At 60.6% G+C, this 25,869-nt stretch carries 22 protein-coding genes, 1 pseudogene and 1 riboswitch; of the genes and pseudogenes, 8 read left to right on the plus strand and 15 right to left on the minus strand.

All coding sequences use genetic code 11. The features are described 5' to 3' along the window. Genes DEIDE_RS14255 through DEIDE_RS14265 form a run of 3 tightly spaced genes read right to left on the minus strand, consistent with a single transcriptional unit; the run spans position 1 to position 4,264 of the window. Complete coding sequence (locus tag DEIDE_RS14255; protein ID WP_012694678.1) at positions 1-957, minus strand: ABC transporter permease; 957 nt, start codon at positions 955-957, stop codon at positions 1-3. Beyond that, positions 957-2,495 carry an ABC transporter substrate-binding protein gene (locus DEIDE_RS14260; RefSeq protein WP_012694679.1) on the minus strand — a complete coding sequence of 513 codons (1,539 nt, stop codon included), beginning with the start codon at positions 2,493-2,495 and terminating at the stop codon, positions 957-959. Before DEIDE_RS14260 ends, DEIDE_RS14255 begins: the two co-directional genes overlap by 1 nt. Beyond that, on the minus strand, positions 2,492-4,264 hold the full coding sequence (locus DEIDE_RS14265) for a M28 family peptidase (RefSeq protein ID WP_012694680.1): 1,773 nt from the start codon (positions 4,262-4,264) through the stop codon (positions 2,492-2,494). The genes DEIDE_RS14260 and DEIDE_RS14265 overlap by 4 nt, the downstream gene beginning before the upstream one ends. A gap of 97 nt (positions 4,265-4,361) precedes the next feature. Here DEIDE_RS14265 and DEIDE_RS14270 point away from each other — a divergent pair, with 97 nt between their 5' ends. Next, positions 4,362-5,186, plus strand: coding sequence for an IclR family transcriptional regulator (locus DEIDE_RS14270; protein WP_242402992.1), 825 nt, complete (start codon positions 4,362-4,364; stop codon positions 5,184-5,186). 321 nt (positions 5,187-5,507) lie between these two features. Here the strand turns inward: DEIDE_RS14270 and DEIDE_RS19225 are convergent. Together DEIDE_RS19225 and DEIDE_RS14275 are read right to left on the minus strand one after the other, a co-directional pair. Then, positions 5,508-5,597: pseudogene (locus tag DEIDE_RS19225) on the minus strand (IS5/IS1182 family transposase); the annotation flags it as partial. Positions 5,598-5,735: 138 nt separating this feature from the next. Further along, positions 5,736-6,434, minus strand: coding sequence for a glycoside hydrolase family 16 protein (locus DEIDE_RS14275; RefSeq protein ID WP_012694682.1), 699 nt, complete (start codon positions 6,432-6,434; stop codon positions 5,736-5,738). 128 nt (positions 6,435-6,562) lie between these two features. Further along, positions 6,563-6,638, minus strand: a riboswitch (cyclic di-GMP riboswitch). 386 nt (positions 6,639-7,024) lie between these two features. Here DEIDE_RS14275 and DEIDE_RS14280 point away from each other — a divergent pair. From DEIDE_RS14280 to DEIDE_RS14300, 5 genes are all read left to right on the plus strand, one after another. Beyond that, positions 7,025-7,444, plus strand: coding sequence for a response regulator (locus DEIDE_RS14280; RefSeq protein ID WP_012694683.1), 420 nt, complete (start codon positions 7,025-7,027; stop codon positions 7,442-7,444). Positions 7,445-8,525: 1,081 nt separating this feature from the next. After that, positions 8,526-9,008 carry a hypothetical protein gene (locus tag DEIDE_RS14285; RefSeq protein ID WP_012694685.1) on the plus strand — a complete coding sequence of 161 codons (483 nt, stop codon included), beginning with the start codon at positions 8,526-8,528 and terminating at the stop codon, positions 9,006-9,008. A gap of 240 nt (positions 9,009-9,248) precedes the next feature. Then, complete coding sequence (locus tag DEIDE_RS14290; protein ID WP_012694686.1) at positions 9,249-9,947, plus strand: glycine-rich domain-containing protein; 699 nt, start codon at positions 9,249-9,251, stop codon at positions 9,945-9,947. Between the two features lie 530 nt (positions 9,948-10,477). After that, positions 10,478-11,512 (plus strand): recombinase RecA, encoded by a 1,035-nt coding sequence (gene recA, locus DEIDE_RS14295; RefSeq protein ID WP_012694687.1) that lies wholly within the window; start codon positions 10,478-10,480, stop codon positions 11,510-11,512. Positions 11,513-12,928: 1,416 nt separating this feature from the next. Further along, a complete protein-coding gene (locus DEIDE_RS14300) occupies positions 12,929-13,339 on the plus strand; it encodes a hypothetical protein (protein WP_162485661.1) in 411 nt (136 codons plus the stop codon). 163 nt (positions 13,340-13,502) lie between these two features. On the opposite strand, the gene DEIDE_RS19230 is transcribed toward DEIDE_RS14300, so the two are convergent. The 4 genes from DEIDE_RS19230 to DEIDE_RS14320 form a co-directional block, all read right to left on the minus strand. Next, on the minus strand, positions 13,503-13,646 hold the full coding sequence (locus DEIDE_RS19230; RefSeq protein ID WP_162485662.1) for a hypothetical protein: 144 nt from the start codon (positions 13,644-13,646) through the stop codon (positions 13,503-13,505). Next, on the minus strand, positions 13,643-14,086 hold the full coding sequence (locus tag DEIDE_RS19920; RefSeq protein WP_012694689.1) for a GGDEF domain-containing protein: 444 nt from the start codon (positions 14,084-14,086) through the stop codon (positions 13,643-13,645). Before DEIDE_RS19920 ends, DEIDE_RS19230 begins: the two co-directional genes overlap by 4 nt. A gap of 82 nt (positions 14,087-14,168) precedes the next feature. Continuing rightward, positions 14,169-15,815, minus strand: a complete 1,647-nt coding sequence (locus tag DEIDE_RS14315) for a RecQ family ATP-dependent DNA helicase (RefSeq protein WP_012694690.1) — start codon at positions 15,813-15,815, stop codon at positions 14,169-14,171. A gap of 625 nt (positions 15,816-16,440) precedes the next feature. Continuing rightward, positions 16,441-17,178 carry a glycerophosphodiester phosphodiesterase family protein gene (locus DEIDE_RS14320; RefSeq protein ID WP_012694692.1) on the minus strand — a complete coding sequence of 246 codons (738 nt, stop codon included), beginning with the start codon at positions 17,176-17,178 and terminating at the stop codon, positions 16,441-16,443. Positions 17,179-17,613: 435 nt separating this feature from the next. Here DEIDE_RS14320 and DEIDE_RS14330 point away from each other — a divergent pair, with 435 nt between their 5' ends. Together DEIDE_RS14330 and DEIDE_RS14335 are read left to right on the plus strand one after the other, a co-directional pair. Further along, a complete protein-coding gene (locus tag DEIDE_RS14330) occupies positions 17,614-17,940 on the plus strand; it encodes an Hsp20/alpha crystallin family protein (protein WP_242402994.1) in 327 nt (108 codons plus the stop codon). Positions 17,941-17,963: 23 nt separating this feature from the next. Then, a complete protein-coding gene (locus DEIDE_RS14335) occupies positions 17,964-19,091 on the plus strand; it encodes a S1C family serine protease (protein WP_162485664.1) in 1,128 nt (375 codons plus the stop codon). 168 nt (positions 19,092-19,259) lie between these two features. Here the strand turns inward: DEIDE_RS14335 and DEIDE_RS18705 are convergent, their stop codons facing one another. The 6 genes from DEIDE_RS18705 to pcaDC are packed head-to-tail and all read right to left on the minus strand — an operon-like array spanning position 19,260 to position 25,812. Next, positions 19,260-20,621: a 3-oxoacid CoA-transferase gene (locus DEIDE_RS18705; protein ID WP_012694695.1), complete on the minus strand. Its 1,362-nt coding sequence runs from the start codon at positions 20,619-20,621 to the stop codon at positions 19,260-19,262. Further along, positions 20,618-21,913: a thiolase family protein gene (locus DEIDE_RS14345; RefSeq protein ID WP_012694696.1), complete on the minus strand. Its 1,296-nt coding sequence runs from the start codon at positions 21,911-21,913 to the stop codon at positions 20,618-20,620. The genes DEIDE_RS18705 and DEIDE_RS14345 overlap by 4 nt, the downstream gene beginning before the upstream one ends. Continuing rightward, a complete protein-coding gene (gene pcaB / locus DEIDE_RS14350; protein ID WP_012694697.1) occupies positions 21,910-23,259 on the minus strand; it encodes a 3-carboxy-cis,cis-muconate cycloisomerase in 1,350 nt (449 codons plus the stop codon). The genes DEIDE_RS14345 and pcaB overlap by 4 nt, the downstream gene beginning before the upstream one ends. A gap of 30 nt (positions 23,260-23,289) precedes the next feature. Next, complete coding sequence (pcaG, locus tag DEIDE_RS14355; protein ID WP_012694698.1) at positions 23,290-23,913, minus strand: protocatechuate 3,4-dioxygenase subunit alpha; 624 nt, start codon at positions 23,911-23,913, stop codon at positions 23,290-23,292. After that, the gene (gene pcaH / locus DEIDE_RS14360) at positions 23,903-24,616 is read right to left on the minus strand and encodes a protocatechuate 3,4-dioxygenase subunit beta (RefSeq protein ID WP_012694699.1); all 714 of its coding nucleotides are present in this window, start codon (positions 24,614-24,616) and stop codon (positions 23,903-23,905) included. Before pcaH ends, pcaG begins: the two co-directional genes overlap by 11 nt. Further along, positions 24,613-25,812, minus strand: coding sequence for a bifunctional 3-oxoadipate enol-lactonase/4-carboxymuconolactone decarboxylase PcaDC (gene pcaDC, locus DEIDE_RS14365; RefSeq protein WP_012694700.1), 1,200 nt, complete (start codon positions 25,810-25,812; stop codon positions 24,613-24,615). Before pcaDC ends, pcaH begins: the two co-directional genes overlap by 4 nt. Positions 25,813-25,869 lie beyond the last annotated feature (57 nt).

Genomic DNA, 25,869 nt, shown 5'->3' on the forward strand with positions numbered 1-25,869 from the left:
TCAGCCATCGGTGCGGATCCGGGGGTCAATGAGGGGATACACGAGGTCTACCAGCAGATTAAACAGCACGACCGCGGTGGCAACCACCAGCGTCACGCCCAGGATCAGGGGATAATCCCGTCCCAGCGCTGCCTCGACGCTCAGACGACCCATTCCGGGCCAGGCGAAGATCGTTTCTGTGACGGCCGCCCCCCCGACCAGCCGGGGGAGTTGAAGGCCGATGACCGTTACAACAGGAATCAGGGCGTTTTTGAGGACGTGGCGCAGGTGAACAGTTCGCTGGGGGAGCCCCTTGGCGCGGGCTGTCCGGACATGGTCCAACTTGGCGGCGCTGCGGACACTGGAGCGGGTGTACCGCAGCAGTTCTGCGATGGACGCGCTCGCCAGCACGACTGCTGGCAGCAGGAGATGCCGCAGAAGGTCAACCAGATTACCCTCCATACCCGTGGTGTACATGCCGCCCGCTGGCAGAACTGGACGCAAGACAGCCAGGGCGATGATCAGGATCAGGCCCAACCAGAAGACTGGGATGGCCAGCACCACCACACTGATGAAACTGACGATACGGTCAATCCAGGAATGGGGCCGAAGACCACTGAGCGTGCCGAGGGGAACGGCGACGAGCAGCGTAAGCGTCAGGGCCGCGCCTGCCAGGATCAGCGTGTTGCCGATTCGCGAGGCGATGACCTGGGTGGTGGGTGTCCCGAACAGGAAGCTCTCGCCAAGGTCGCCGCGCAGGGCGTTGCCCACGAATTTGAGGAACTGGACCGGCAGGGGGTCGTTCAGGCCCAGTCTCGCCTCTATGGCCGCCCGTTCGGCATCCCGCAGGGCTGGGTCGGCCAGAGCCGCCGGCCCGCCGGGGGCCAGCCGGACGATAAAAAACGTCACGACGGCCACCACAGCGAGAACCACCAGCGCGTGGACGACGCGGCGGGCAATATAGCCGGGGCTGAGCATCAGCGCAGCTGAAAACGCTCGGTGTACCGGAGGGCGTCGCGGATGCCCAGATCTGGAACACCGGTCAGGTCCTTATTGATGGCCTGTATTTCCTTGGGATAGTACAAGACGAGCACCGGCGGATCCTGCATGGTCAGGCGCTGATAGGCGTTGTAGATGTTCTTGCGGGCTTTCGGATCGACCGTCTCACGCCCGCGCTTGAGCAGGGAGTCGGCCCGCGCATTGCTCCAGGACGCCTCGTTGTTGTCCTGGCCGGTGGCGTAGAACGAGTATTGATCGGGATCGGGCGGCGTCGTCCACCAGATCAGGTTGGCGTCGTACTTGCCGGGAATCAGGTAATCGCGCACCAGGGTACCGAATTCCAGGGTTTGCAGGGTCACGTCCATTCCGATCTTCTTGAGATCCTGCTGCACAGCCAGCGCCGCCTGCTCACGGGTCGCGTTGCCCTTGTCCACAATCAGTGTGAACTTGAAGGGTTCGCCTTTAGAGTTCACCAGCGTGCCCCGCGCATTGGGTTTCCAGCCGGCTTGAGCGAGCAGCTTGAGGGCTTGCGCCGGATTGTAGGCGATGGGTTTGATGGATTTGTCGTAGTAGGTGCGCAGCGCGGTGGGAATGGTTCCGGTAGGGTAGTCCGCGTAGCCTTTCAGAATGCCGTCGATGATGGCCTTGCGGTTGACCGCATACTGCATGGCCTCACGCACCTTGGGAGCCGTGAACAGGGGATTTTTCAGGTTGAAGAACACCAGGAAGTGCTGGATGGCGTTAGCTTCTTTAATGGCAATGTTCGGCACATTCTGCACGCTGGCCAGGTTGCTCGGCTCCAGGGTCGCCCAGTCGAGCTGGCCCGATCGCAGCTGCGCCACCTGCGTGTTCAGATCCGGGACGATCTTGAAGGTGATTCCAGCGAGCTTAGGGTCGCCCCTGTAGTAGTCCTTGTTCGCCACGAGGGTCACGCTGGCGCCCGGAACAACGCGCGAAACCTTGAATGGCCCGGTGCCGATGGGCAGCTGACGATTGAAGGCCGTATTGGAGCTGAGATCTTTGCCTTCCAGCAGGTGTTTCGGCAAAATACCGGCATTGTGCCCGAGAAGGATCAGAAAAGGCGCGAAGGGCCGGGAGAGGACGAATCTGACCGTGTGATTGCCCCGCGCTTCCACGGATTTGATGGAATTAAAGTCCGACGCCAGCCGTGAGCCACTCTTGGGATCGATGGCCGTTTTAAAGGTGTAAACAACGTCTTGGGCTGTAAACGGCTTGCCGTCGTGCCAGCGGACGTCGTCGCGCAGGACAAAGGTATAGACCAGACCGCCATTCGTGATCGTCCAGCTCTTGGCCAGATCCGGCACCGGCTGGAGGTTCTCGTCTGGCCTCACCAGACCAGGGAAAATCACCTTGTTCACGAGGATGCTGCCCAGGTCCGGCGCGATCAGCGGGTTCATGATCGGATCGTTGATCAGTGGCAGCTGGAGAATGTTGGCTTGCGCGCCTGCCACACCACACACGAGGGCGAAGCCCAGAGCCATCAGCGTACGATTCATGATGTTCCTCCTTTGACGGGAAGCTCAAGGTGATTCAGGGCGTCTCTGACGGCAACCTGGGCATCCCCGAGGTGCGCGAGCAGGCGATTGAGTCCTCTGGTGGCGTGGGTCAGAATGAAGCCGCGCTGATAGTCGTCGGCGCTCTGCAGGGTCTGGAGTACGGCGAGATCAGGCAGAGGAGGCACATGCTCTGCCGGGTCGTGGAAGAAGGCAGGTGACCGCGTGTAGTTGGCCTGCACAAGGTGACGAGCAACGGTGATAAGAGCGAAATTCACACGCCGAACCTGGGGGGAAGTGAGGGACTCTCCATTCAGGCTGCGCGCTGCTCGCATCAATTCACGCACGTCGGTTCTCAGCGTCTCGACGGCGTCCCTCACTCGGCCGAGGTCGACGGCCGTCCCGATCCCCTCGCCATACTCTGCGATCGTCTGATCGAACTCGTTGAGGGTCTGGACATAGTCGAAAGGGATAATCGTCTGGTTTGCCGTTCGGTAGGCCGACAGCAGGTAAATCTTGATGTCTTTGAGCAGGATGTCCCGGTCGGCCACCTCTAGGGTGTCATCCTCGGTGTGCCAGGCGATGTTGCCGCCGCAGCCACCGACCGCGTAGTAATCCTTCTCAGCGCGCAAGTCATCAGGCATGGTGGACAACAGCATGAAAAAGCCGCTGAGACCAATGTTATTGAAGGAGTAGTCACCGGCCCGCACGGGCCGCTCGGCCTGCATGTCCTGTCCAGTCACGTCGCGGATGATGTCCCCCGCCCAGGCAGTGGCCTCGGCCATGACGCTGACATCCTTGTATTCAGTGGCCCAGCGACATCCCGGCGAGTCACAGTTGATCTGGGCGATGCAGTTGCGGTACAGCTCAAGGGCGAAGTGATCGGCAAACCACGTGCTGCCCGCGTAGCGGCCAGTAGAGTGTCCAGGCCACCACGCGATGCGCACGCTGCGGCGGAGTTGGGCGCGGTTGTTCCAGAGATTCCGGGCCACCTCCAGGAGCGTTGCGTCGCCGACAGCGTTGTCACCGACCCCGTAGTCCCATGAATCGTAATGGCCGTGCAGGAGGACGAAACTCTTCGGGTCTTCCGTGCCGGGAATGGTCACGACAGGCACGGGAGACACGAACCAGCCTTCCTCCAGGTTGGTCTTGAAGACCGCCTCGGCGCCCGCTCTGGCCAGATCGATCAGCCGGTCGCCATCGGGCCGGTTCACATTGGCGACGGCCACCCGGGGTTTACGTGGCAAATCGTGTAGGTCGGGCGTTCCCCAAATGCTGGTGCAGATGCCCCAGTGCGCGCGGGCTCCGGGGTTGATGGCGATGACCCCGAGCGCGCCACGATGTTCAAGCTCCCGGATCTTGCCCGGCATCCCGAAGCCCTCCGTGACCACGATCTTTCCGGCGACATCCACCTCGCCGTCGAGCAGTGAGCTGGAGAACATGTCGTCGGCGTTTGCTGCGTACTGGCTGGGCTGATACACCAGTGGAGCGGTCAATCCCTCCGGGAAGATTGCGCTCATGGCCATGGGTTTGGCCGAGAAGGTCGTGCCGCCGACCGATACACTGGCCTGTCCGGGCAAGCTCAGGAACAGCTCAGGCTGATGAATCTCAACCGGAATGCCAAGTTCTCGCAGGTGTCGCTCGATGTGCTCTGCGGCGCGCCGTACGTCGTTGGGGTGCTCCCGCTTGAGGGTAGAGAACGTCGTGATCAGTTCCCACGGTCGGTCGAGTGTGACGGCATCGAGAAGCTGACGTTCTTCGGCGCGCAGCATAACATCTCCCTGTGATTCACCAGATGAATTAACGGTTCACTCAATGGATTGTTGTTTGCGTGTAGTGTGAGGTCACCGTATGAGAAAGTCAAGTCCAATGCACGATTCACCGCCTGAATACATCATTTCCGCATTGGAGGACGGCCTCCGGGTGCTTGCATTAGTCGGGCAGACTCCTGCACTCAAAATTCCGCAGCTCGCTGCACAGGCGGGCATGACCAAAAGCAAGGTCTACCGCATCCTCCAGACGTTGGCCCATCTGGGTTACGTCAGGCTCGACGACGACCACGCCGCTCACCTGGGGTCTGCCGCGTTGATCCTGGGGCAGCAGGCTCAAGAGCAGCACTCACTGACCCAGACCGCGCGGCCAGTGCTTGATGATCTGGCTCGACATACGGGTGAGAATATTCATCTTGTGGTGCGCGAGGGGCAGCACTCCCTGGTGATCGACGTACGCACCTCCCCTCATCCCGTCCGGATGTTTGCCCGGGTCGGCCGGATCGGGCCCCTGCACGCTGGGGGCTCGTCCAAGGTGCTCCTGGCTTATGCACCGGACAAGGTTCTCGCCGACCTGCTCCGCACGCCACTCGAACGGTTCACATCCAGCACCATTACGGATCCAGCAGTCCTGGAGCGGGAGCTGCATAAAATTCGGGTCGACGGTGTTCACGTCGCCATCTCCGATCTCGAGGAGGAGACGTTCTCGATTGCTGCCCCAATCTTCGATTTTCAAGGCCAGGTGGTGGCCTCGTTAAGTGTTGCCGGTCCCTTGATGCGGCTCAACGAGGAAAAGCAGAGGCAGTATCTGGAAGGCGTGAGAGCGGCAAGTAAGCAGCTCTCGATGAAGCTGGGGATGACTCCAGACAAGTATGACCGTAAGCCAGATGGCCACGTCGCAAGTCGCTCCCTTCATCACCGATAAAAAGGCCCAGAACAACACGACCGCCATATCAGAAACGATGGCGTCGGTAAGCACCAGCAAGTAGCACCCGTCATTGAGTGATCGGCTGCCTCGTCGTCCTGCAGGGTACGGCCGATCCTACTGACGTAATCCACCAGCACTTCACAGTCCGCATTCGTGCTCCGGTGGTTCGTGATCGCACACCGGAGCACGAAGCGCCCTTCCAACCGAGTGCTCGACAGCATCGCTATGCCTGACTCCTGAAGTTGTGTCAGCAGCCTGACTACACTTCAAAGCGTGTGACGTGCAGCAGAAAGTCGACTCCTGTAGCAACCGAACGATGGGGGCATCTTCCGGGCTCAGTGTCAGGTAAGGCAGCAGAAACCCGTACGTTTCCTCGTCCACATCACTCGGGTAGGCACGCCGGCTCAGCCCTCATTCTGCTTCGCGCAGAGCCATCCCCCTAAAATTCGACCACCTTCTCTCCAGCCTGTAAGGTTATCTACCTGCAGCAACTCACTCGGCCACTCAGTCCAGATCCAACGCACACAACCGGCCATGACTGAGTCATCAGTGGCTTGGGGTGAAGCTGACGTAATCGACGAGCATGTACTGGGTGCCTGCTGTGCTTTTGCCCCCCCACAGTGTGGAGTTTGTCGGCCACAGGTTGAACATCAGGTGCGCTTCGGTCGCCGGCACCACGCTGGTGATCGTGCGTTTGAGCACGCCGTCGATATAGAAGTCCACCTTGGTGGGCGCCCAGTCCCAGCGGTACGTGTGGAAGTCCTGCGACAGGTCGGTGCCGGTACCGCCAGTGCCGTAGTCATGACGGTTGGTGGTCTGCCAGGTGCCGATCCAGTCGGTGGTGCGGTTTTGCCCTTCGATTTCGTGGTCGATTTCGGTCTGCGAATCATTGACGAAGTTGAAAAAGGCGGTGATGTTGCCGCTCACACCATGGCCACGCACGGCAGGGTTGGCGCTGCTGCTGGCGGCGCGCAGACGGGCTTCATACCGTCCATAGCCGTATTTGGCGTGGGTGGCGAGTTCGGCAGCGCTGGCGACCAGACCAGGGGTGACATCGAGCTTCATGACAAGGTAGCCGCCGCTGACGGTGACGTTCGCGGGGTTCCAGGTGCCGTTCAGGCCGTCTTTGGCCCAGAAGGGTTTCCAGCCGCTGTTCGACAGGGCCCAGCGGGTGGTGTCAAGAGCGTTGAAGTCGTCTCGCCAGCTGCCGACGATGGAACTCCGGATAGGGCTTTTGGTAGCCACATTAACGTTGGATGCCTGAGCCTCAGGAGCCTCAGGAGCGCTCGAGCAGGAAGCGAGCAGCAGGCTCAAAACAGCAGCAACGACCAAAGGGTTGAATGCATAGAGCATGGGTACGGTACTCCCTTGTTTTCGGTAACTCGGCCGACCTCGTGGGTCCCGGTAGCTTTGCGTCTCCGTCTCGCGGCGGATTTGCCTTTTTCGGTTTCAGGGAGGAACCCACACCTGGGTTCATCACCGCCTGCAACTCAAGTCTCCTTAACTTGCAGATGCTCTACAATAACGAGTATCTCAGAAATGTCAATTGATTTCTTATAAAGAATCCATAAATGAAGGCGACACATGATTGGACAAAATTGCCCTGAATACAGGCAATTTCTCCTTCTCTGTCTATGAGCAGGATGGCGCAAGATTCTCCTGAACTATTATCTTCATAAAGCCAGCGCTTGCGCCGCAATTCTGCCTGGCTTCGGGCCTCATACAAGGGCTACTCACACCTCAAGCCAGAAAATTGTGCCGTACACTTCACCTCAATTTACTTCGCCACAAATCGACCACACTGACGCAACTCGGCATCTTATGCTGAAGCTCCCATGCCTGTCGCGCCTTCGCATTTCCTTCTCGTGGACGACAATCCCATAGACCTCCTCCTTGCTCAGGAAGCTTTCCATGAGGTCTGCCCCTCCTGCGCTTTGACCGCCGCTCACAGCGGCCACGAAGCCCTCAAACTTCTAAAATCCACGCCCCTTCCGGACGTGATCCTGCTTGATATCAATATGCCCGGGATCACCGGCTTCGAGATGCTCGAATATCTCAAACAGGACCGCAGACTCCGCCACATTCCGGTGGTGATGCTTTCCTCCTCAAGCGCGCAGCGGGACATTCACGAGGCGTACAGCCTGCATGCCAGCTCTTACCTCGTAAAATCCTCAGAGTTCGCGACGTTCCTCCACCAGATCGACGCATTTCTAACTTATTGGCAAGCCAGCCGAGTACCTTTCTTTAGAGAATGAGACATATTTGGTCGTACAACAGCAAGCGCTGAACGGCACACAAGGCAAATCTCGCCCTTTCAGGAAGACCAACCAATAGAATGAATATGTCCTGGAATAAGCAAGGTCGTATAAGCGATGGGTAATGCCTTAGTCGCGCCTAAATACAGGTGAGCAATGCCTTCCTCAGCTGTATTGGACCTTCCAGGCGATACAGGCCTAAATATCTTCTCCCGTGCTTGAACCCACCACTGGTCAGGCAGACAAGTACTATGCAGGAGCACCTTGGGCGCTTACTAATAGAGTGAGCTCACGGGCGGTTGAGGACTTGCCCGTGCGAATGGCCATAGCCAAACCACTTCCAGTTCGGAAAAGGCTGACCTGATTACTGAAAGATCTGTTCCCGCAACAAACAGGAACATTTGAGAAGCAGTAAAGACTATTGGGAGACAAATCAATGCAGCTTTCTATGCCTGTAATACTTCCTTTTTGAGAATACACTGTTTCATTCCTTGCTCTTATCCCCTTTTGGTTCCTCTTTTTGTAAGTGGAAGGGCCCCTGACGCGCAATGATGTTGCGTATATCTTACAGGTGAAAAGGCCGTTGTGAAGTGGCGCCAATAACACCAGTCGGTCCTAAATGAAGTTGGCAGGAGCTGGCGTCCAGTTTCCCTGCGATATGACTATGATATCCACACCCAGAAAAAAGGGCCCAAACAACCTGAATACGAGTGGTCGGGGCAACAAAATTTCCTGTTGAGTCCTTCATCTAAGGCAGTCAACTCCTTAAAAAAGAAAATGCTGGATCAACCTGAAAACCAATCAGGAGATAGATGGCACTCCCAACCATACCTGGGCGGCAATGAGATAGATCTTTGGGATGACACATTCCCGGTTCGAAGCAGATGATCTTTTTGAAGCAGCACAGCCCACTTGAGGATGTAAGGCATTTGTAATGCTGACAGCTGGACTATACCAGGCAACTCTTCTTGATGTCAGACGAAGAACCCTGTGACCCTATGCATTTCGGCTGATCACCTAGGGATACACGGGGAAGTTAATAGGTGTAGCAATTATCTGATTTTCGTGTACTCTGGGATCAATGCCTTACATGACATTGAGCGAACAAGTCCAGAAGTTGACCAACCCCCAGCGTAGTGATGCTTTCGTAAAAGCGTTCCGTACCGCAGTGCGTGAGGGGATTATTGAAGCCGCCGAACTCCCACAGCGTTTCACCCTGCCAAAAGAATTCAGCCGTCGTGGGCAAGAAGGCACCTACAACCGCGACGTCAAAGATATGGCATTTGAAGTGACACCGGAGTTTGAGGAGTGGTTCGAGCGCACGAATATGGAACTGGCAACCAACCGGCGTGGGGCGAAGGTCAAGCCGACACTCGAGAACATCGAGGCTGGCCTGATTGATTTCAAAGCCCTGGCCGCCGCGACCCGTGAGAAGATGGAAGCAAGCTTCTCGAAAGGTCAGAAGCTGGGTAACAGCCGCAAGAAAACAGCTGTAGTCAAGAAGTCCGGCTCAGGCAGAAAGTCTGCAGCAGGCAAATCCGCTGGCGCACGCAACACAAAGTAAACCAGACTCTCTTCACTGATTCCGTCCGATTCCGCACGTGAAGTAGGACGACAGAGACAGGGTTACAATCTTCGGTAGAACACTCTCAAATGAATGCCGCCCTATATGGGTGGCATTCATTTGTGCAGATGCTTGCGCATCACCGGCCCCTACGGGAACCCGTAGGGGCTCATATGCATATTCAAAAACAGCACCACCTCACCGGCCACCATCTGTTCTGTCCTCTCTCAGGAGCTCCTCGTGACCCCTACCCTCCGCACCAACCCTGTCACCGCCGCCCTGCTTGACCACCCTTTCCCGGATGGCTTCTGCCAGGCCCTGGCGGCTACCCACCATTGGTCGGGTCTACACGCCTCTCTCGTGCTCACCGAGTACCGACGCTTCCTTGCCCTCGCAACCAGCGGCCCGGCTGCTCCGAGCCGTCACGTGATGCTTGCCCATAACCTGCACCGAAGCGTCGCACCGGACGACTGGCAGGCTCTGTTGGAACTTGGCGGCGAGTCGCTACTCACTACCTGGGATTCATCAGGCAGACAGGTCTACACCAGCACCCTTGACCGCTACCGGGCGACGTTCGGCCACCCCGCACCCGCCAACGTCTGGCACGATCCCCGACTCACACCTGGCAGGACCCTGAACAACTGGCTGATGCGCCACGCCCGCACGCTGATCAGCGTCACGTTGGCGGGGGTCCTTGCACTGCTCGCGGTGAACCATGTCCTTCCGGCGGGCGTCGCCACATTGTTGGGCTTCATTCTGCTCGCCGCGGTATGGGAAGTGCCGGGCCGCCAGGGATCAGCCACGGCACGACGGGCAGTGCAGTCGTATTCTCCCTACGTAACGGTATTAGGCGCGGCCGCGGCGATGTATGGCGGCGGCCCTGGGAACGGGGGCAGTGACAGCGGTTGTGGTGACGGTGGAAGCGGCGGCTCCTGCTGAGAACGTCTTCATGGACAGCATGTCCTCAAAAAGGGGCACGCTTTCCTTGAGATCTGCAGACACTGCCAACCACCTGTGTTCACGCGACGCGCGGCCTGAATTCTGTATGTGTCGCTGTAGCACAAGCGGCAATGTGATGCGGTCTTTACGGGTACTGCCTGAAGATAAGATCGCGTGTCCTCCGAAACTGCCTGACGATAGATCTGGAAGACGACCTCTGAGCTCTTTCAGCACCTGGTGAATACCGGTGCGGCCAGCAGCGATCCCATTCGCATCTCCCTGACGTCCAGATGACCAGCGATCTCAACCTCGTTCTGAGCGTTCGCCCGGATAAATGCCGGATTTCGGTTGATCAGGCTGCTACTGAATGTTCGCACCTGTCTTTCCAGCCAGACTCCGGCAACCAGGCAACAACTGGAACAGGCCCATGCGGGAAATCCGCATTGAATCAAATAATGTGCTACAATTATGCTGCAATCATAACGCCCTGTTCTGGGGCTGCCCCTAGAGCGCCCCCACCCGGAGACCCCATGGATACCGACCAGCACAAAGCCCTGCAAACCGCCATGAGCCAGATTGAAAAACAATTCGGCAAAGGCAGCATCATGAAACTCGGCGCCGACAGCAAACTCGACGTCCAGGCCATCAGCACCGGCAGCCTCAGCCTCGACGTCGCCCTCGGCGTCGGCGGCATCCCCAAAGGCCGCGTCACCGAAATCTACGGCCCCGAATCCGGCGGCAAAACCACCCTCGCCCTGAGCATCATCGCCCAGTCCCAGAAAGCCGGCGGCACCTGCGCCTTTATCGACGCCGAACACGCCCTCGACCCCGTCTACGCCCGCGCCCTGGGTGTGAACACCGATGACCTCCTGGTCTCCCAGCCCGACAACGGCGAGCAGGCCCTGGAAATCATGGAACTGCTGATCCGCTCCGGCGCCATCGACGTCGTCGTCGTGGACTCGGTGGCTGCGCTGACCCCCCGCGCGGAAATTGAAGGCGAGATGGGCGACAGCCTCCCGGGGTTGCAGGCCCGGCTGATGAGCCAGGCGCTGCGCAAACTCACCAGCATCGTCTCCAAAACCGGCACCGCCGCGATCTTCATCAACCAGGTGCGCGAGAAGATCGGCGTGATGTACGGCAACCCCGAAACCACCACCGGCGGTAAGGCCCTGAAGTTCTACGCCTCGGTCCGGTTGGACGTACGCAAGATGGGCGGCAAGTCCACCATGGTCGACAATGTGGCAGTGTCGCACAGCGTCAAGGTCAAGACCGTCAAGAACAAGGTCGCGCCGCCGTTCAAGGAAGTGGAGCTGACGCTGCGCTATGGGCACGGCTTCGATGCGATGGATGACCTGGTCACGCTCGCCACCACTTTCGAGGTGATCAAGAAGGCTGGGAGCTTCTACAGCTACGGGGACGAACGCATCGGGCAGGGCAAGGAAAAAGCCATTGCCTTCCTGAGTGAGCGTCCGGATCTGCTTGCCGATATCCGCGAGCGTGTGCTGGCCCAGATGCGCGGCACCCCTGTCGCCCCACTCCCTGAACCCGCCCTCTCTGCCGACTGAAGATCGCCTTAATATCAATCCCGCTGCCCCTGCATTTAACGCCCGGGGCGGCGGGTTTTTGCTTGCCAGCCGGTTGACCAGATGCGTGGAGAAAAGAGTCCTGGCTTTCCGGGATGGTCGGAAGTGTCACTCTGCCTCCTGCTTCTCTTTTCGCCTCAGCGACATGACAATTCTCCTGATATTCCAGCCAGGCGGCCACGATTCTCGTACTGTTCAGCGCCACAGGATGAACCGGTCAGGCCCTCTTAACCCCTTGATGCAGGCCACCACATCACCGCCCTCGCTCGCATTCCCGGCGGCATTTCCCTCCAGCACCTGTGCATGACGGTCCTGCAACAGTACCCAAAGGACGCCGAGGCAGGCTCGCCTACACACTGACAGGTCAGGGAGCTGTGGTGCCGGTCCTGGCGGCCCTCAGATCTCCTTGGCAGACGTGGCAAACCGGGTGGACAGAATCCTAGAGCATGGTCACTTCGTTCAGCAGGGAGTGACCGTAACTTACTTGACAGCGCCGTGTGGTCCTGACCGCGGTTGTTTACATCCAGGTCGCCCTGGACTCTCTCACCCAGCGCCTTTCCGTGGTCCCGGAGATCGGAGCACCTGAGCGTCTAGGTCAAAGGGCCTGAAGCAGCGGTCGGTGACCGCCTTGAACAGTCAGGAACACCGGTTGTTGACCCAACGGACTTGACTCCGCGCAATGTCGGCTATGAAGAAGCACCTCCTGAAGGAGCAACCGCAGAAGCAGCTGATGCCCCCGGTCTCAGCGACCAGTTACACGCCTGCCCCCAGTGGTTCTCAGGGGTAGTCCTCATTGCCCCAGCCATCTGTGCAACTCGGTCCATCCGCCCGAACCGTACCCGTCCGGCGCGTTCCCGTGCAGCGCACGCCATTGCCACGTACCCCCTTGTCGCGTCATGGTCGCCATTCCTCCAGAGGCCCGCGGCTGGTGGTACAACGTGCGCTCCTGCGTGGTCTGAGAGTCGGCAGGAAGAGGGCGGCCAGGCTGAAACATCACCTGCCCAGCCTACCCGACCACTTCGGGCGGGAGCGCAGTCTCCTTCGCAGGACGTACCAGCGGGTCCCGGGGCGTACAGCAAATGAACGCTACGCTCTAGCCGTTCAGCTTAGAGCAAAGACGAAAAACACGGCGACCCATATGGCACGGGCCGCCAGACCTACCACATGCATCCGTTCCACCAGTCCATCTTCTGAACTTCGCCATTCCACGACCCCTGTTGCCCGCAATCCGCATTTCTCCATAGCCTCCCTCAAAGGCACGACGAAGTACTCATGTGCGACGATCCGAAGCGCACCCCGCTCCTGAGCGATGGCTTACTGGTGCCTTCCTGCTTCATGAACCGGTGGACCACGAATTTCACCTTGACGTGCCCGCATTCTCCCCCGCACGCTAAAGGCATGACCGCCGCCGCCAGCGCTCCGCTGGATTCCACGCACAACCAACAGACCTTCGACACCTGCATCGCCCTTACCCTCCAGATGATCGCGGCCATCGAATTCTCCCCTACTCTCCCCGGCACCCAGCCCACCCGCGAAATGATTCTCGAATTCGCCGGCCAGGTTGAGCGCAATGCTCAGGACATCGCCCTTATGTCCTCTCGCGCCAGCGAGGACGTACACCAGCAGGGCACTGAGATTTACACCCAGCTGTGTGCAGCCAGAAATGAACCCCTGCAAGTCGCGTATCACGCATTACACAGCGCCGCATTTCTCGGGCTGGGCGGTGGACTGACGACCGCCACCATGCTCGCGACGGTCAGCGTCGCCCTCCGCATTCTTGCGAACCAGCACGGCCGGCTCACCCATTGACAGGCGTCCTCTGAATTTGCACACCCTTGCCGGGCTGCCTGCCCACCATCGCTCCAAGCGTGGTGGGATTCCTGTTCTATGCCTGAAATGCCCTTCAGAGGAGCGCATGATGACTGCCTGCCTTCTTGGAAAAACGGCACGCCCATCAACACACACCACGAGCTCAGCCCAACCGGTCGCGTCCAGCGGCCATAGCCTGGTACATGCGCTGGTCAGCCAGGGTGACGAGTTCCTCCACTTCTTTCGCTTCGCTGAGTAAGGCCAATCCACTCCTGATGGTCGTGAAATCCGCGAATCTGGAGATCACGAACAGCGCGCAGGATGCGGAGATGCCTCTGGCCTGTGTGGCCTTCCTTGCCAGGATCGCGGCAAGGATTCCTGTCCACCACAACGCACCAACACGTCATCTGGACCGGTCAACTCATTCAGGACGTGCGCAACCGCCTCGAGCACCTGATCTCCACGTTCATGCCCCATCGAATCGTTGATGGTTTTGAAATGACCCAGGTCGAGAACCGAGACAGAAAAACCTTTCCACTGATGCATGCAGTGCGCGGCAAGCGTCTCCAGCTTTTCTTCACCCGAACGCCTGTTGCACGACCCTTTCAAACGATCGGTCGCTGCCAAGTGAGCCCTCTGCCGGGTTCGCAAGTGCCCCCTCTGGACCGTATCACCGTACAGGGTCAGGTACCCCGTCAGGATCAGAAGAAAATCCAGCAGGAGAAGGCCAGGAAAGTCTGGAGACATTGAGCAGCTACCGCGTCTACCCGTGGGGCGTGTCCTGGAGCCGGCGATAACGGGTGCGGATGCCGCCCCTTCGCACAGGCAGTCAGGCTGTGGCTGCGGGAGTCAACAGGTTATTTTCCAGGACGATTCCCAAAGCTAAGGTCTGATAGCCCTGCTGGTCGAACAGCACAGTAATCTTGTCGCCTTCGTAGTGCATCACCAGCCCTTCGCCAAAGGTTGGATGATCCACCCTCATCCCCAGAGGCAGCGGACGCTTTGAGTCTGCTGTCCTCCCCTCTTCAGGCTTTGCCTTGCAGGTATCACAGGAGCCGCATGGCGTTGCGAGAGCCTCGCCGAAGTAATTCAATAAAAACTCGCGCCGGCATCCTGTACATTCAGCGTAGCTGCGCATCATGTCCAGGCGCGAGCGCTCGAACGCACGCCGATGTTCCTGCGCCTCAGTCACCTGCGTGGCGGTTGATGCGCAGACCGGTGCGGCGAGAACGGTGATATCACCGCAAGGATCGCACTCCAGAACGCCAGCCTCTTCCAGGCGGGCAATGCAGTTCAACACCTTTGGCCGGGAGAGCCCGGTGGCGTCTTGCAATAGTTCCGCGTTCAACGGCCCCGCCTGCTCCTCAAATACACGCAGAATCTGCTCGACCTCGTCGACCTGTACCGGGGAACTGCTGGAGAAAAAGCGCTGCAGCTGCAGGTCACTCGGGGTGTAGAACAGCACAGCTTCAGCCGAACCACCGTCGCGACCAGCCCGGCCGATTTCCTGGTAATACGAGTCCACTGAACCGGAAATATTGAGATGATGCACGAAGCGCACGTTGGGCTTGTCAATGCCCATGCCAAAGGCTGAGGTCGCGACGATAACCTCCAGTTCATCGTTCATGAAGCCCGTCTGGACAGCCTCACGAGCGGAGGCGGCCATGCCAGCGTGGTACGCCGAAGCCAGAATGCCTCGGGCCTGAAGGTCGCTGGCAAGCTCGTCGGCCGCTTTGCGGGTCGCCACATACACAATGCCTGGCGTCTGCGACTGCTCCACGTCATCAAGCAAAGCCGAGCGTTTAAGGCCGGCGTCCTCGAACTGCCGCACGGCCAGGTGAATGTTGGGGCGGTCGAATCCATGGACCAGTACCCGGGGATCACGCATTCCCAGGCGCTGCACGATCTCAGCGCGAACAGGAGCAGCCGCAGTTGCGGTCAGGGCAAGGACAGTCGGATGACCAAGTGACTCCACAACGGCACCCAACCGGAGGTACTCAGGACGGAAATCATGTCCCCATTCACTCACACAGTGAGCTTCATCAACGACAAACAGTGAGGGCCGGGCAGCACGCAACCGTTCCAGGGTCTCCTCGTTGCTCAGCTGCTCAGGGGCGAGGAACAGGAACTCCAGGTCACCCATGCTCAGCGCTTCCAGGGTAGCTTCCCGGTCGCACGGTCGCACGGTTGAGTTCAGCAAGGCGGCTTGACCCGGCGAATACGTTTCCAGTGCAAGAACCTGATCGCGCTGAAGGGCGATCAATGGAGACACGACGATGGTAGGTCCACTCAGGGACAACGCCGCAATCTGGTAAATGGCAGATTTCCCGCTGCCGGTCGGCATCACGGTCAGGGTGTCATGCCCACCCAGAACTGAAGCAATAGCTTCCTGTTGAGCAGGATGAAGGTTCTCATAGCCAAATACTTCCCGCGCTATCTGCTGAGCTTGTTGGATGTTTTTTGTTGGTCGTGGCATGGAAGTCCTTTCAGGCAGGAAATGGAATGTCACGTCGAGCTCAGCAATCCTGTTCCTATGAACAAACGCGGCGCTCCTCGGAACATCCCCCGAATTCTCGGGGAGACCGGCCCTGACAAGGCTGAAGGAAGATCAAGCTGCCTTGGCCCAGTTGGAAGGCTCTCCGAGAGTGAATTAAAGAGATCCTTACTCTTGCCGGTGAATCAATGTCCTCAGACCTGCAGAGGCTGCCGCAGGTGCGGGAGGTCCGGTGTTGAGCTCCTGTAGAAATCAAGGGCCAGCAAAGAGCAGTGGTGTTGGGTGACTGTGCTGAAGCACGCCACACTTTTTCTGGCGAAAGACCACCAGCACCACCAGAGGGCAGCCTGGTCGACAGTTCCCGCCACCTCCCCAGCTCGCGCCCCTTCCCGGACATGCAGCAACTGCCCGGTGCGGCGTTCTGAACGCCATGACGCATCTTCAGGGTCAAGATTGCTGGCTCCGGCAGGCCAGGCCAGCGCCAGCTCCTCCGGACCACACCGCCTCAGCCCCTGGGAAGGGGACCAACCAAAGCATGGAGCTCCGCAATTGTCAGCCCAGGAGTGCTGGCTCATGCTGTGAACTTCGTACCATTATGAGCCTGCCTTCAGGTGCGAGCCCTGCTCTGCAGCGCAAGATCAACCCGATCTGTCGTGATCTGGCGGAGGTGTTGCCGGAACCAGTACCTCAGATCAGCGTCATGATTGACGACCCAGACTCCCAACCGGTCAGCACCAAACCTGGCAGAGAACTGCTGCAGGGTCTCCTTTAATAGGGACTGCTCAACTGCGACGAGCAGGTCAGGAAGGGCCTCCAGCTGAATCATGGCTTGTTTGAACCCTCCTGCCTGCGCCAGGGTGCTGTGGTCCACCGACCTGAGGACACGAGCAGAACTGTCAAGATGGCGTACTTTCTGGAGGACCTCGTGGTTGAACGAGGTCAGGACTGACCGCTGTTGAAGGCCGAATTGGGCGATAGTGCCGATGACCTGGGCTTCCAGCCCCGGATAGGGCTGCCCGGTACTGTCTGTTTTCAGTTCAATGTGGAGTTCCAAGGCGCTGTTCTGAAACACCTCCAGAACCTGTTCGAGGCTTGGAAGGCCTTCAACGCTGTCTCGCAGTCGAAGGGACTGAAGCTCAGAAAGCGTCCGGGTTCTGACCGGGCCGGAACTGTGTGTCGTTCGTTCAAGAGTCGCGTCATGAATGACGATCACTTGGTCATCTGCTGTGAGGTGGACATCGAACTCGACACCCTCGACGCCCGAATTGACGAGTTGGCCGAAGCCTTCAAGGGTATTTTCAGGCCAGAGATGACGGGAGCCGCGGTGCCCGATGATCATACTCATGGTCAAACTCTTACATGCAGCCAGTCTTGTGTTGGCGCAGCCTGGCGTGGAGAGCATGATGTTGCCGGATGAGCCTGGGAGAGCGTGGTTCCAGCCCGGCAGGCTGGGTACGGAGCATCTGCTCCATGGGGGTACAGAGAGCTCGTGTCGGCACCTGATGTCACGCACTACAGTCGGCTGGATCAGGCGCGAGTATCTTGACAAATCCAGACGCATGTTTTATATGGGTGAGTTGTGGGACATCAGGTAAATATTGTGTCCCACAGGCAGAAAACCTGGAGGTGAATCATGACAACTGCATCAACTCGAAGCAACAGCCTGACACCCTGGAGCCCAGACGTCATGCCTGTCACCGGCTCCCTCTGGCCCACCATGGACCTCTTTAATAAAGGTCCAGGTCAATCGTCGACCGGTTCAAACCGCCTGCTCCTGGACATGTACGAAACCCCGACGCATGTGGTGGTTGATCTTGCGTTGCCCGGAGTGAAACCCGAGGACCTTGATGTTCAGGTCGAAGGCCTGACTGTCACTATCCGGGGACACTACACCGAACACCAGGATCAGGGCACGCGGTACTGGTATAAGGCTCTCCCAGACGGCGAATTCCTGTACCGCCTGACGCTTCCCGTGAAGGTTGCCAGCGACGAAGTCGACGCCACCCTGGAAAGCGGCCTCCTGCACCTGTACCTGCCCAAGGCTCCGGAGGCCCGCACACGGAGGATTGAAATCAAGCGCGCCGGTGACTCCATCGCCCACGACTGAGGGCCAGTTTTAGGGTGATTGTGATGACTCGCCTGATTCTCCCTCTTCTGCTGTCCTCACTCGTGCTGGGGCCGGTCAGTGCGCAGCCCAGCCCTGTCGTTGCCCAGGCTCCAGCCACGACTGCTGCGCCCGCCGTCAATAGTCTCAACCGGATACTGAACTCTGTGGTCAGTATTTCCACCGTGCAGCCTCCCGGCCCTGCTGGGCCAAGTTCACGGGGATGGAGTCCTTTTCCCGGAACCCTGCTGCCCTGGCTTGGCTCTGGGACCGGAGTCCTGATCAGTGAACAGGAAATTCTGACCAGCGCCCGACTGGTGCAGGGCAATGCCACGGTGACCGTGACTGCCCGAGGTGGCGGTTCCGTACCGGCCAGAGTCGTTGGCATCAATCCAGAGCGCGATCTGGCGCTTCTGCGTCTGGAACGCCGTCCGGCGGCTCCACTCCGTGCAGCTCCTCTTGGCAACAGTGACCGGCTCACTCAGGGGCAACGGCTGATTGCCGTTGGCCTGAGTCCATCCGGTGGATTTACCGCACAGGAAGTTACGGTTCGCAGCGCCGCAGCTCGGGACGAACTGACCCTGGATACGGCCCTGAATGCTATGGCCCGTGGTGGCCCTTTGATCAACTCTGCCGGTGAAGTGGTGGGACTGGTCAGTGGGCGTTTCGGTCCGCGGCTGGATCTCCCGTTCAACGCTGGCGTACAAGGGGCAGCCGTTCCCATCAATTCGGCCACGTCCGTCCTGGCGGACCTCCGCGCCGGCAGACCGTCAACATCGGGCCCGGTCCAGCCTGCCGAACCACCGGCCCGGCTTGGCGTACGGGTCGTGGATCTCGCGCAACTCCCGGCTGATCAGAAGCACGCCATGAAGTGGCCTGCCAGCGGGCTACTGGTTCAGGACGTGACGCCTGGAAGCCCAGCTGACCGCGCAGGCGTGCGAGCAGGCCACCATCAGCAACGCGTTGGGAACGAAACGGTTCGGGTAGGTGGTGACGTGATTGTGTCTATGGATGGTCAACCGGTTCGACGCTTCGACGAGTTCCGCCAGACACTCGCGACAAAGGCAGCTGGGTCCACAGTGACGCTTGAAGTGCTGCGCAACAACCAGTCACAGCGCTTGACCGTCACACTTGACCCCCCACCAGCACGGTAAGTCACTCGCTGAGCCCCGGCATTCCGGGCGCCGGGGCTCATACATTTGGGGAGCCGATTGACCTGTCGAACTGCCTTTACCATTCATCACGGAGGCCAGGCCTGATGAAGCGGGCGACATGACCCTGCCCCCTCCCCGGGCGACGTTCGTCATGTACTGAAGGGCGTGTCAGCTGTTCTGACGTGGGGTGAGCTGTTCGGCAAACTGCGCGCCGGTGCTTGCACGGATTTCATCCAGTGTGGCCCCTGGCATCAATTCCGTCAGCGTGAGCCGGCCATCCGGAAATTCGAAGACAGCTTTGTCCGTGATCACCATGCTGACATTCCCTCTAGAGGTCAATGGCAAGCTGCAGGTGCTCACGATTTTTGGTGTCCCGTCCGGATCGGTGTGCGTCATGGTGACAATGAGCTTGCGAGCTCCGCTGGCCAGATCCATGGCCCCGCCTACGCCCAGCAGGGGCTTGCCCGGTACCGCCCAGTTGGCCAGGTTTCCTGCCTCGTCCACCTGCAGGCCCCCCATGACCGCCACATCCACATGGCCCCCGCGGATCATGCCAAAAGACTCGGCAGAGTCGAAGTAACTTGCTCCAGGCAGCGCCGTCACTGGGATTTTTCCGGCATTGACGGGGTAATGCATGGCGCCGCCGTCCTCGGGAGCAGGACCCACGCCCAGCATGCCGTTCTCTGTATGGAGATTAACCCCGTGTTCGGGCGTGATCAGGTCGGCTACCAGCGTCGGAATGCCGATGCCCAGATTCACCACATCTCCGGGATGCAGTTCCCGCAATGCGCGGCGGGCCATGTGCATCCGCGTCTCATCGGTCCTTTTTGCGCCGCCCTTGACGTCGGCACTGCTGCCCAGGTCCTCCAGGGTCAGGTGAGCCTGGACAAGGTAATCTACGTACAACCCGGGGGTGTGCACGTGCTCCGGGTCAAGCTCGCCGACCTCAACGATCTCCTCGACCTCGGCAATCACCAGGTCGGCGGCGGTGGCCATAGCGCGGTTAAAGTTCTGCTCGGTCAGGCGGTACTGCAGATTCCCGGCCCGGTCGGCCCGCCACGCACGGATAAACGCCACGTCACCCCGGATGGCCGGAACAAAGACCATCTCCCGGCCGTTCAGAACGCGGGTGTCTGCATCAGAAGCGATGACAGTGCCTGCGGCTGTCGGCGTGTAAAAGCCACCAATGCCCGCGCCGCCTGCCCGGAGTGCTTCAGCCAGGGTACCCTGCGGGATCAGCTGGACCTCCAGAGTGCCGCTCTGCGCAGCCGCGACGGCTTCCCGGTTGCTGGTAAAGAACGAGCCGATGGCCTTTCTGAGCTGCCCATTGCGCAGCAGGCGTCCACCGCTGAGCCCTGCTTCTCCCACGTTGTTGCCGACGAAAGTCAGGTCCCGTGTCTCTGTTTCGGCTAGGGCGTGAACCAGGTGCACAGGGTTGCCGGTCATCCCGAACCCGCCGACCAGCAGGGTATCTCCAGACTTCACCAGCCGCGCGGCCTCGTCCAGCGAGATGATCGGAAGGCGCTTCATGCTTCCACCCGCTCAATCAGGGCCGCTTCGCCCTGACCCACGCCGACGCACAGGGCAACCACGCCGTACCGGGCAGAGCGCCGGTGGAGCTCGTGTGTCAGTGTGGTCACGAGCCGGGCGCCGCTCATGCCCAGCGGGTGTCCCAGGGCGATCGCACCCCCGTGAACATTCAGCCGGTCGTGCGGGACGCTCAGTTCGCGCATGCAGGCAATCGCCTGGGCGGCAAAGGCCTCGTTGATCTCGACCAGATCCACTTCCGCCAGGGTCATGCCCAGCCGGTCCATCAGCTTGCGCGTGGCGGGCACAGGTCCAAGGCCCATGACCCGCGGGTCGACCCCGGCGGAGGCTGCCCCCACCCAGCGGGCCAGGGGCTTCAGGCCGAGCTTGCGCGCGTGCCCCGCGCTCATCAGCACCACGGCCGCCGCTCCGTCATTCAGACCGCTGGCGTTGCCTGCTGTCACGGTGCCGTTCTTCCGGAACGCGGGCCGGAGGCCAGCCAGGGTGTCCATGCTGGTGGCCAGTGCGAAGCTGTTTCCTTCCCGCGTATAGCGGGGGTGCTCGTCCGTGTCGAACAGCGTGGTCCCCCGCCGGCCCTTGACCTCAATGGCCATAATTTCTTCTCTGTAAACACCTGCGTTCAGGGCTGTGACGGCCCGCCGCTGGCTTTCCAGCGCGTAGGCGTCCTGGTGCTCCCGGGTAATCTCTCCTCCCACGATCTCACCTGCCCGGCTGCGGTCCACGATGTTCTCAGCGGTCTCGCCCATCGCCTCCAGGGGAAACAGGGCTTCCATGGCTGGATTGGGGTAACGCCACCCGAGGGTGGTGTCATACGCGGTGACATTGCCATTGGCGAAGGGCTGGGCGCCTTTGGGCATAGAAAGAGGCGCGCGGGTCATGCTTTCCACTCCACCGGCAACGTACACGTCCCCGTCACCATTGCGGATGGCCCGCGCGGCGGTGTTGATGGCACTGAGTCCGGAGGCGCACAGGCGGTTGACCGTCAGGCCGGCAACCTCGTGCGGAAATCCTGCCAGTAGGGCGGCCATGCGGGCGACGTTGCGGTTGTCCTCGCCCGCCTGGTTCGCGCAGCCCAGGATGACCTCCTCGATCTGGTCAGGCGCGGCGCCCGCCCGGGAGACAGCCTCACGAATGACCATAGCCGCCAGGTCGTCCGGGCGGACGGTACCCAGGGCACCCCGCAGGGCGCCGATGGGTGAGCGGACGGCAGACACAATCACCACGTCGCGGTCGTGCAACTGCTGAACTGAGGTGGAGGAATGCGGCGGGTTCATCTGTGACTCCTTGCAGGCTGGTCGACCTGATGCAGCACCCGGTCAATCAGGGCGTCATTGGCGCCGAGATACTGGTCTTCACGCAAGGCGTTCCAGTCGATGGGCGCGTCGGTGAGTGTCTGGAGACTATCGCCCAGGGCTCCGCCCCCCGCCAGGGTGACGGCAACCGCGTCACGCACGAGGTCTTTGGCGGCTTTCCGGCCCAGCAGAGGAGTCAGGGCAAACACGTACGCTTCGGCCATCATCAGTCCCTGTGAGGTCGCGACGTTCTCGCGCATGCGCGCAGCGTCAATCTCGAGTTCCTGAGCCAGCACGACGGCCCGGTCCAGCGCTCCGGCTGTGAGACCCAGCATTTGTGGCAGGGTCAACCACTCCAGTTGCCAGCCGTGGGTAGCGCGCTCGTGTTCCTGAACGAGGGCCTGGTGCAGTCCGGTCAGCAGCGTGGCGTTTGCCCGGGCGGCCGCGACGATCAGCTCGCTTTGAATAGGGTTACTTTTCTGCGGCATGGTGCTGGAACCGCCCCGGGCCGGGTCGCTGGATTCGCGCACTTCCGCCACTTCACTCTGAGCCATCAGGATGATGTCCTGCGCCATTTTTCCGAGACTGCCGGTGACGAGCGACAGCCAGGAGCCCAGTTCCGCCAGCGTGTCACGCTGGGTGTGCCAGGGCATCAGAGGTTCTTCAAGCCGCAGGATCCGCGCCAGTTCAGCGGCCACGGCCGGGCCCTGCTGGTCCAGGGCGGCGAGGGTTCCTGCGGCGCCGCCGAACTGAACGACAAGCAGGCGAGGTCGCAGTTCGCCAAGCCGCGCCTGGTGCCGGAGCAGCGGCGCGAGCCAGCCGGTCACTTTCAGGCCGAAGCTGATCGGGAGGGCCTGCTGCGAGTGGGTTCGTCCGGCCATCAGGGTGCGCCGGTGCTGGTCGGCGAGGTGCGCCAGCAACTGCACCAGCAGGTGCAGGGACGCATCCATCAGGTTGAGGGCCTCCCGCAGCTGCAGCACAAGTGCGGTGTCCAGGATGTCCTGGGTGGTGGCTCCGAAGTGCAGCGCACCGGCCGCGTCCTCCGGCAGATGTTCCCGCAGCTGAGCCAGCAGCGCGATAATGGGGAACCCGTCGTTGGCGAGGCCTTCTTGTAGTCGTGGAAGGTCCGGCTGGAAGGTCCGGCCAGCAGCCTCAATGTCCTGGGCCGCCCCGGGTGGAATAAGGCCCAGCGTGGCCTGCGCCTGTGCCAGCGCGACTTCCACGTCCACCAGACGCTGCAGGTGCTGCTGATCACTGAACACCTGGCGCATGGCAGGCGACGTGAACAGTGACCCGTACAGTGAGGAGTCCAGAGGAGTAAAGCTCATGCGTACCGCCCATGAATCAAGAACCCCAGATCAGTACGCATCGAAAAACACCGTCTCCTGCGGTCCCTGCAACTGGAAGTCGAGGCGGTAGACCGGACCGGCTGGCGTGACTTCCCGCTGGGCGATTAGGGTCGGGCGCCGGTCTGGCGGAACCAGGGCAAGCACCGGATCTGTGGTGTTGTCCTCGTCACTGAAATAAATACGGGTCGAGAGGTGGGTCAGGAGCCCGCGCATGCCCAGCCAGATCTGAAGGTGAGGGGCGAGGGTGCCGTGCGGGGTAGATACCAGACCTGGTTTGACAGTACGGAACAGCCAGTAGCCGCCGTCACGCCGGGTGTCACTGCGGCCAAAGCCGGAAAATGCGTGATGACCTCCGGTTTGTCCCTGCGGACCGGCCTGCCAGATTTCTACCAGGGCGTCTGGAACCGGCAGCCCGTCAGCGTCCAGAACCCGGCCGGTCACCGTGATGTGTTCGCCCGGCAGGTCGTCATGTGGAGCCACCAGAATGTTCTCCTGCGCTTCAGGCAGATCCTGCCCGTAAAGAAGGCCCTGGTGAAAGTAAGGCCCGACCGTCTGGCTCGGTGATGGGCCGAAGAGGCGGGCCGGGATGTTGGAACCTTCAGGAGTCAGCGGTAAGTGACGCTCAGTGCTCATGATCAGGCTCCTCGAATGGCGTCTGGGCCTCGCCGCCCAGCACGATGTCGAAGCGGTACCCGAGCGCCCACTCAGGCCGCGTGATGTTCAGATCAAAGCGGCTGATCAGCCGTTGCCGGCCCTTTTCATCCGGAATGCCCTGGTAGATCGGGTCGTACGCGAGGAGGGGATCGCCGGGGAAGTACATCTGGGAGACCAGACGCTGGGTGAAATTGGTCCCGAATACGCTGAAGTGAATGTGCGCGGGCCGCCAGGCGTTGTGGTGATTGCGCCATGGGTACGCGCCGGGCCGGATGGAAATCAGTTCGTACTCGCCGTGCTCATCGGTGAGCATCCGGCCGGTGCCCGTAAAGTTCGGGTCCAGTGGTGCCGCATGCTGATCTTGCTTGTGTATGTAGCGTCCGGCGGCGTTTGCCTGCCAGGTCTCGATCAGGGCGCCGCGAACGGGACGTCCTGCGCTGTCCAGCAACCGCCCCCGGACGATGATGCGCTCCCCAAGCGGTTCACCGTTCATGCGGGCGTTGCGGGTGGTGTCGTGATCGTCGGGACGGATCCGGTCTGTGCCGAACACCGGGCCCCGGTGATCGCGCAGCGCGGCGGGAAGCGGAATCAGGAGCTCGTGCGGCGCGCGTTTGATGCTGCTGGTGTACGGCGGATACAGATGTGGCGGATGGGCGCTGGGCCGGTGCTGTGGGTCGGTCATGAACGGTTCCTTTCGTCGAGGACGCGTTTGGCGATCTGGAAGGCACGGTTGGCAACAGGCACGCCGGCGTACACGGCAACGTGCATGAACACCTCGCGCAGATCGTCCTCCGTCACAGCAGTATTCCGGGTGGCCTGGATGTGCATTTCCAGTTCGTGCTCGCGGGGAAGGGCCGTGAGCACGGCCAGGGTCAGCAGGTGACGGGTGCGGGTGTCGAGATGCCCGCGCGACCAGGGGCCGCCCCAGGCGTACTCGGTGATGAAGGTCTGGAAGTCGCGGTCAAGGTTTGTGATGGCCGTGCTGGCGCGGTCGACATGCGCGTCACCCAGAACCTGACGGCGAACGGTCATGCCCTGGTCGTAGCGGCTCTGGGGGGCCGGCAGCCCGGAGAGAAAGGTACGGATGTGCTCACAGACGGCAGAGGGCTGTTCGGTGCCGGGAAGGTGAGCGGCATGCGCGATCAGGTGCAGCTCCGCGCCTAGCAGTTCAGCCAGTTCCCGGTTCAGTTCCGGCGGGGTCGACTGGTCATGTTCCCCGCACAACGTCAGGGCAGGAACGCTGAGTCTGGCGGTCTGGTCCCGCAGGTCGGCGTCCCGCAGGGCAGCGCAGGTGCCGGCGTAGCCTTCGGGAGAAGTGCGCAGCAGCATATTGAAATACCCCCGGGCTTCGGCGGGCCGCTCGGTAAGAAATTCAGGAGTGAACCACCGGGAGAACGCGCCTGGGGCGATCCTGGACAACTCGTTCTGCTCAGCCGCCTGGATGCGCTCGTTCCAGAGGGCCTGCGTTCCGATCCGTGCTCCGGTGTCGCACAGCACCAGCCCATCCACCCGGTCCGGGTAGGCGGCCGCGAAATCCTGGGCGATCATGCCGCCGACAGAGACGCCAATGAGCACCGCCGTCTGAATATCGAGTGCGTCCAGCAGGCCTGCCAAATCTTCGGTATGGTCGCGCAGCGTATAGGGCGCAGGAGGCGCGTCGGAGAGACCGTGTCCGCGTTTGTCGTACTGCACCGTACGCGTGGTAGTGGAAAAACTGTCGGCCACCGCGTCCCAGATGCGCAGGTCACTGCCGAGTGAATTGAGGAACACCAGGGTGCGGCCGGCGTTGAGCGGGCCGCGAACCCGGTGGTGGAGGGTGACCCCGTTCACAATGACGAAGGGGGAAGGACTGGACAGCGGTGGGCGAGCGTCAGACATGTTTGTTGTCCTCTGGCCCGGAGCGGGCAGTGGCATGCGCACCTTCAATGCGGTGCT

Origin of the sequence: Deinococcus deserti VCD115, from assembly GCF_000020685.1 — a bacterium.
GTDB classification, from domain to species: domain Bacteria; phylum Deinococcota; class Deinococci; order Deinococcales; family Deinococcaceae; genus Deinococcus; species Deinococcus deserti.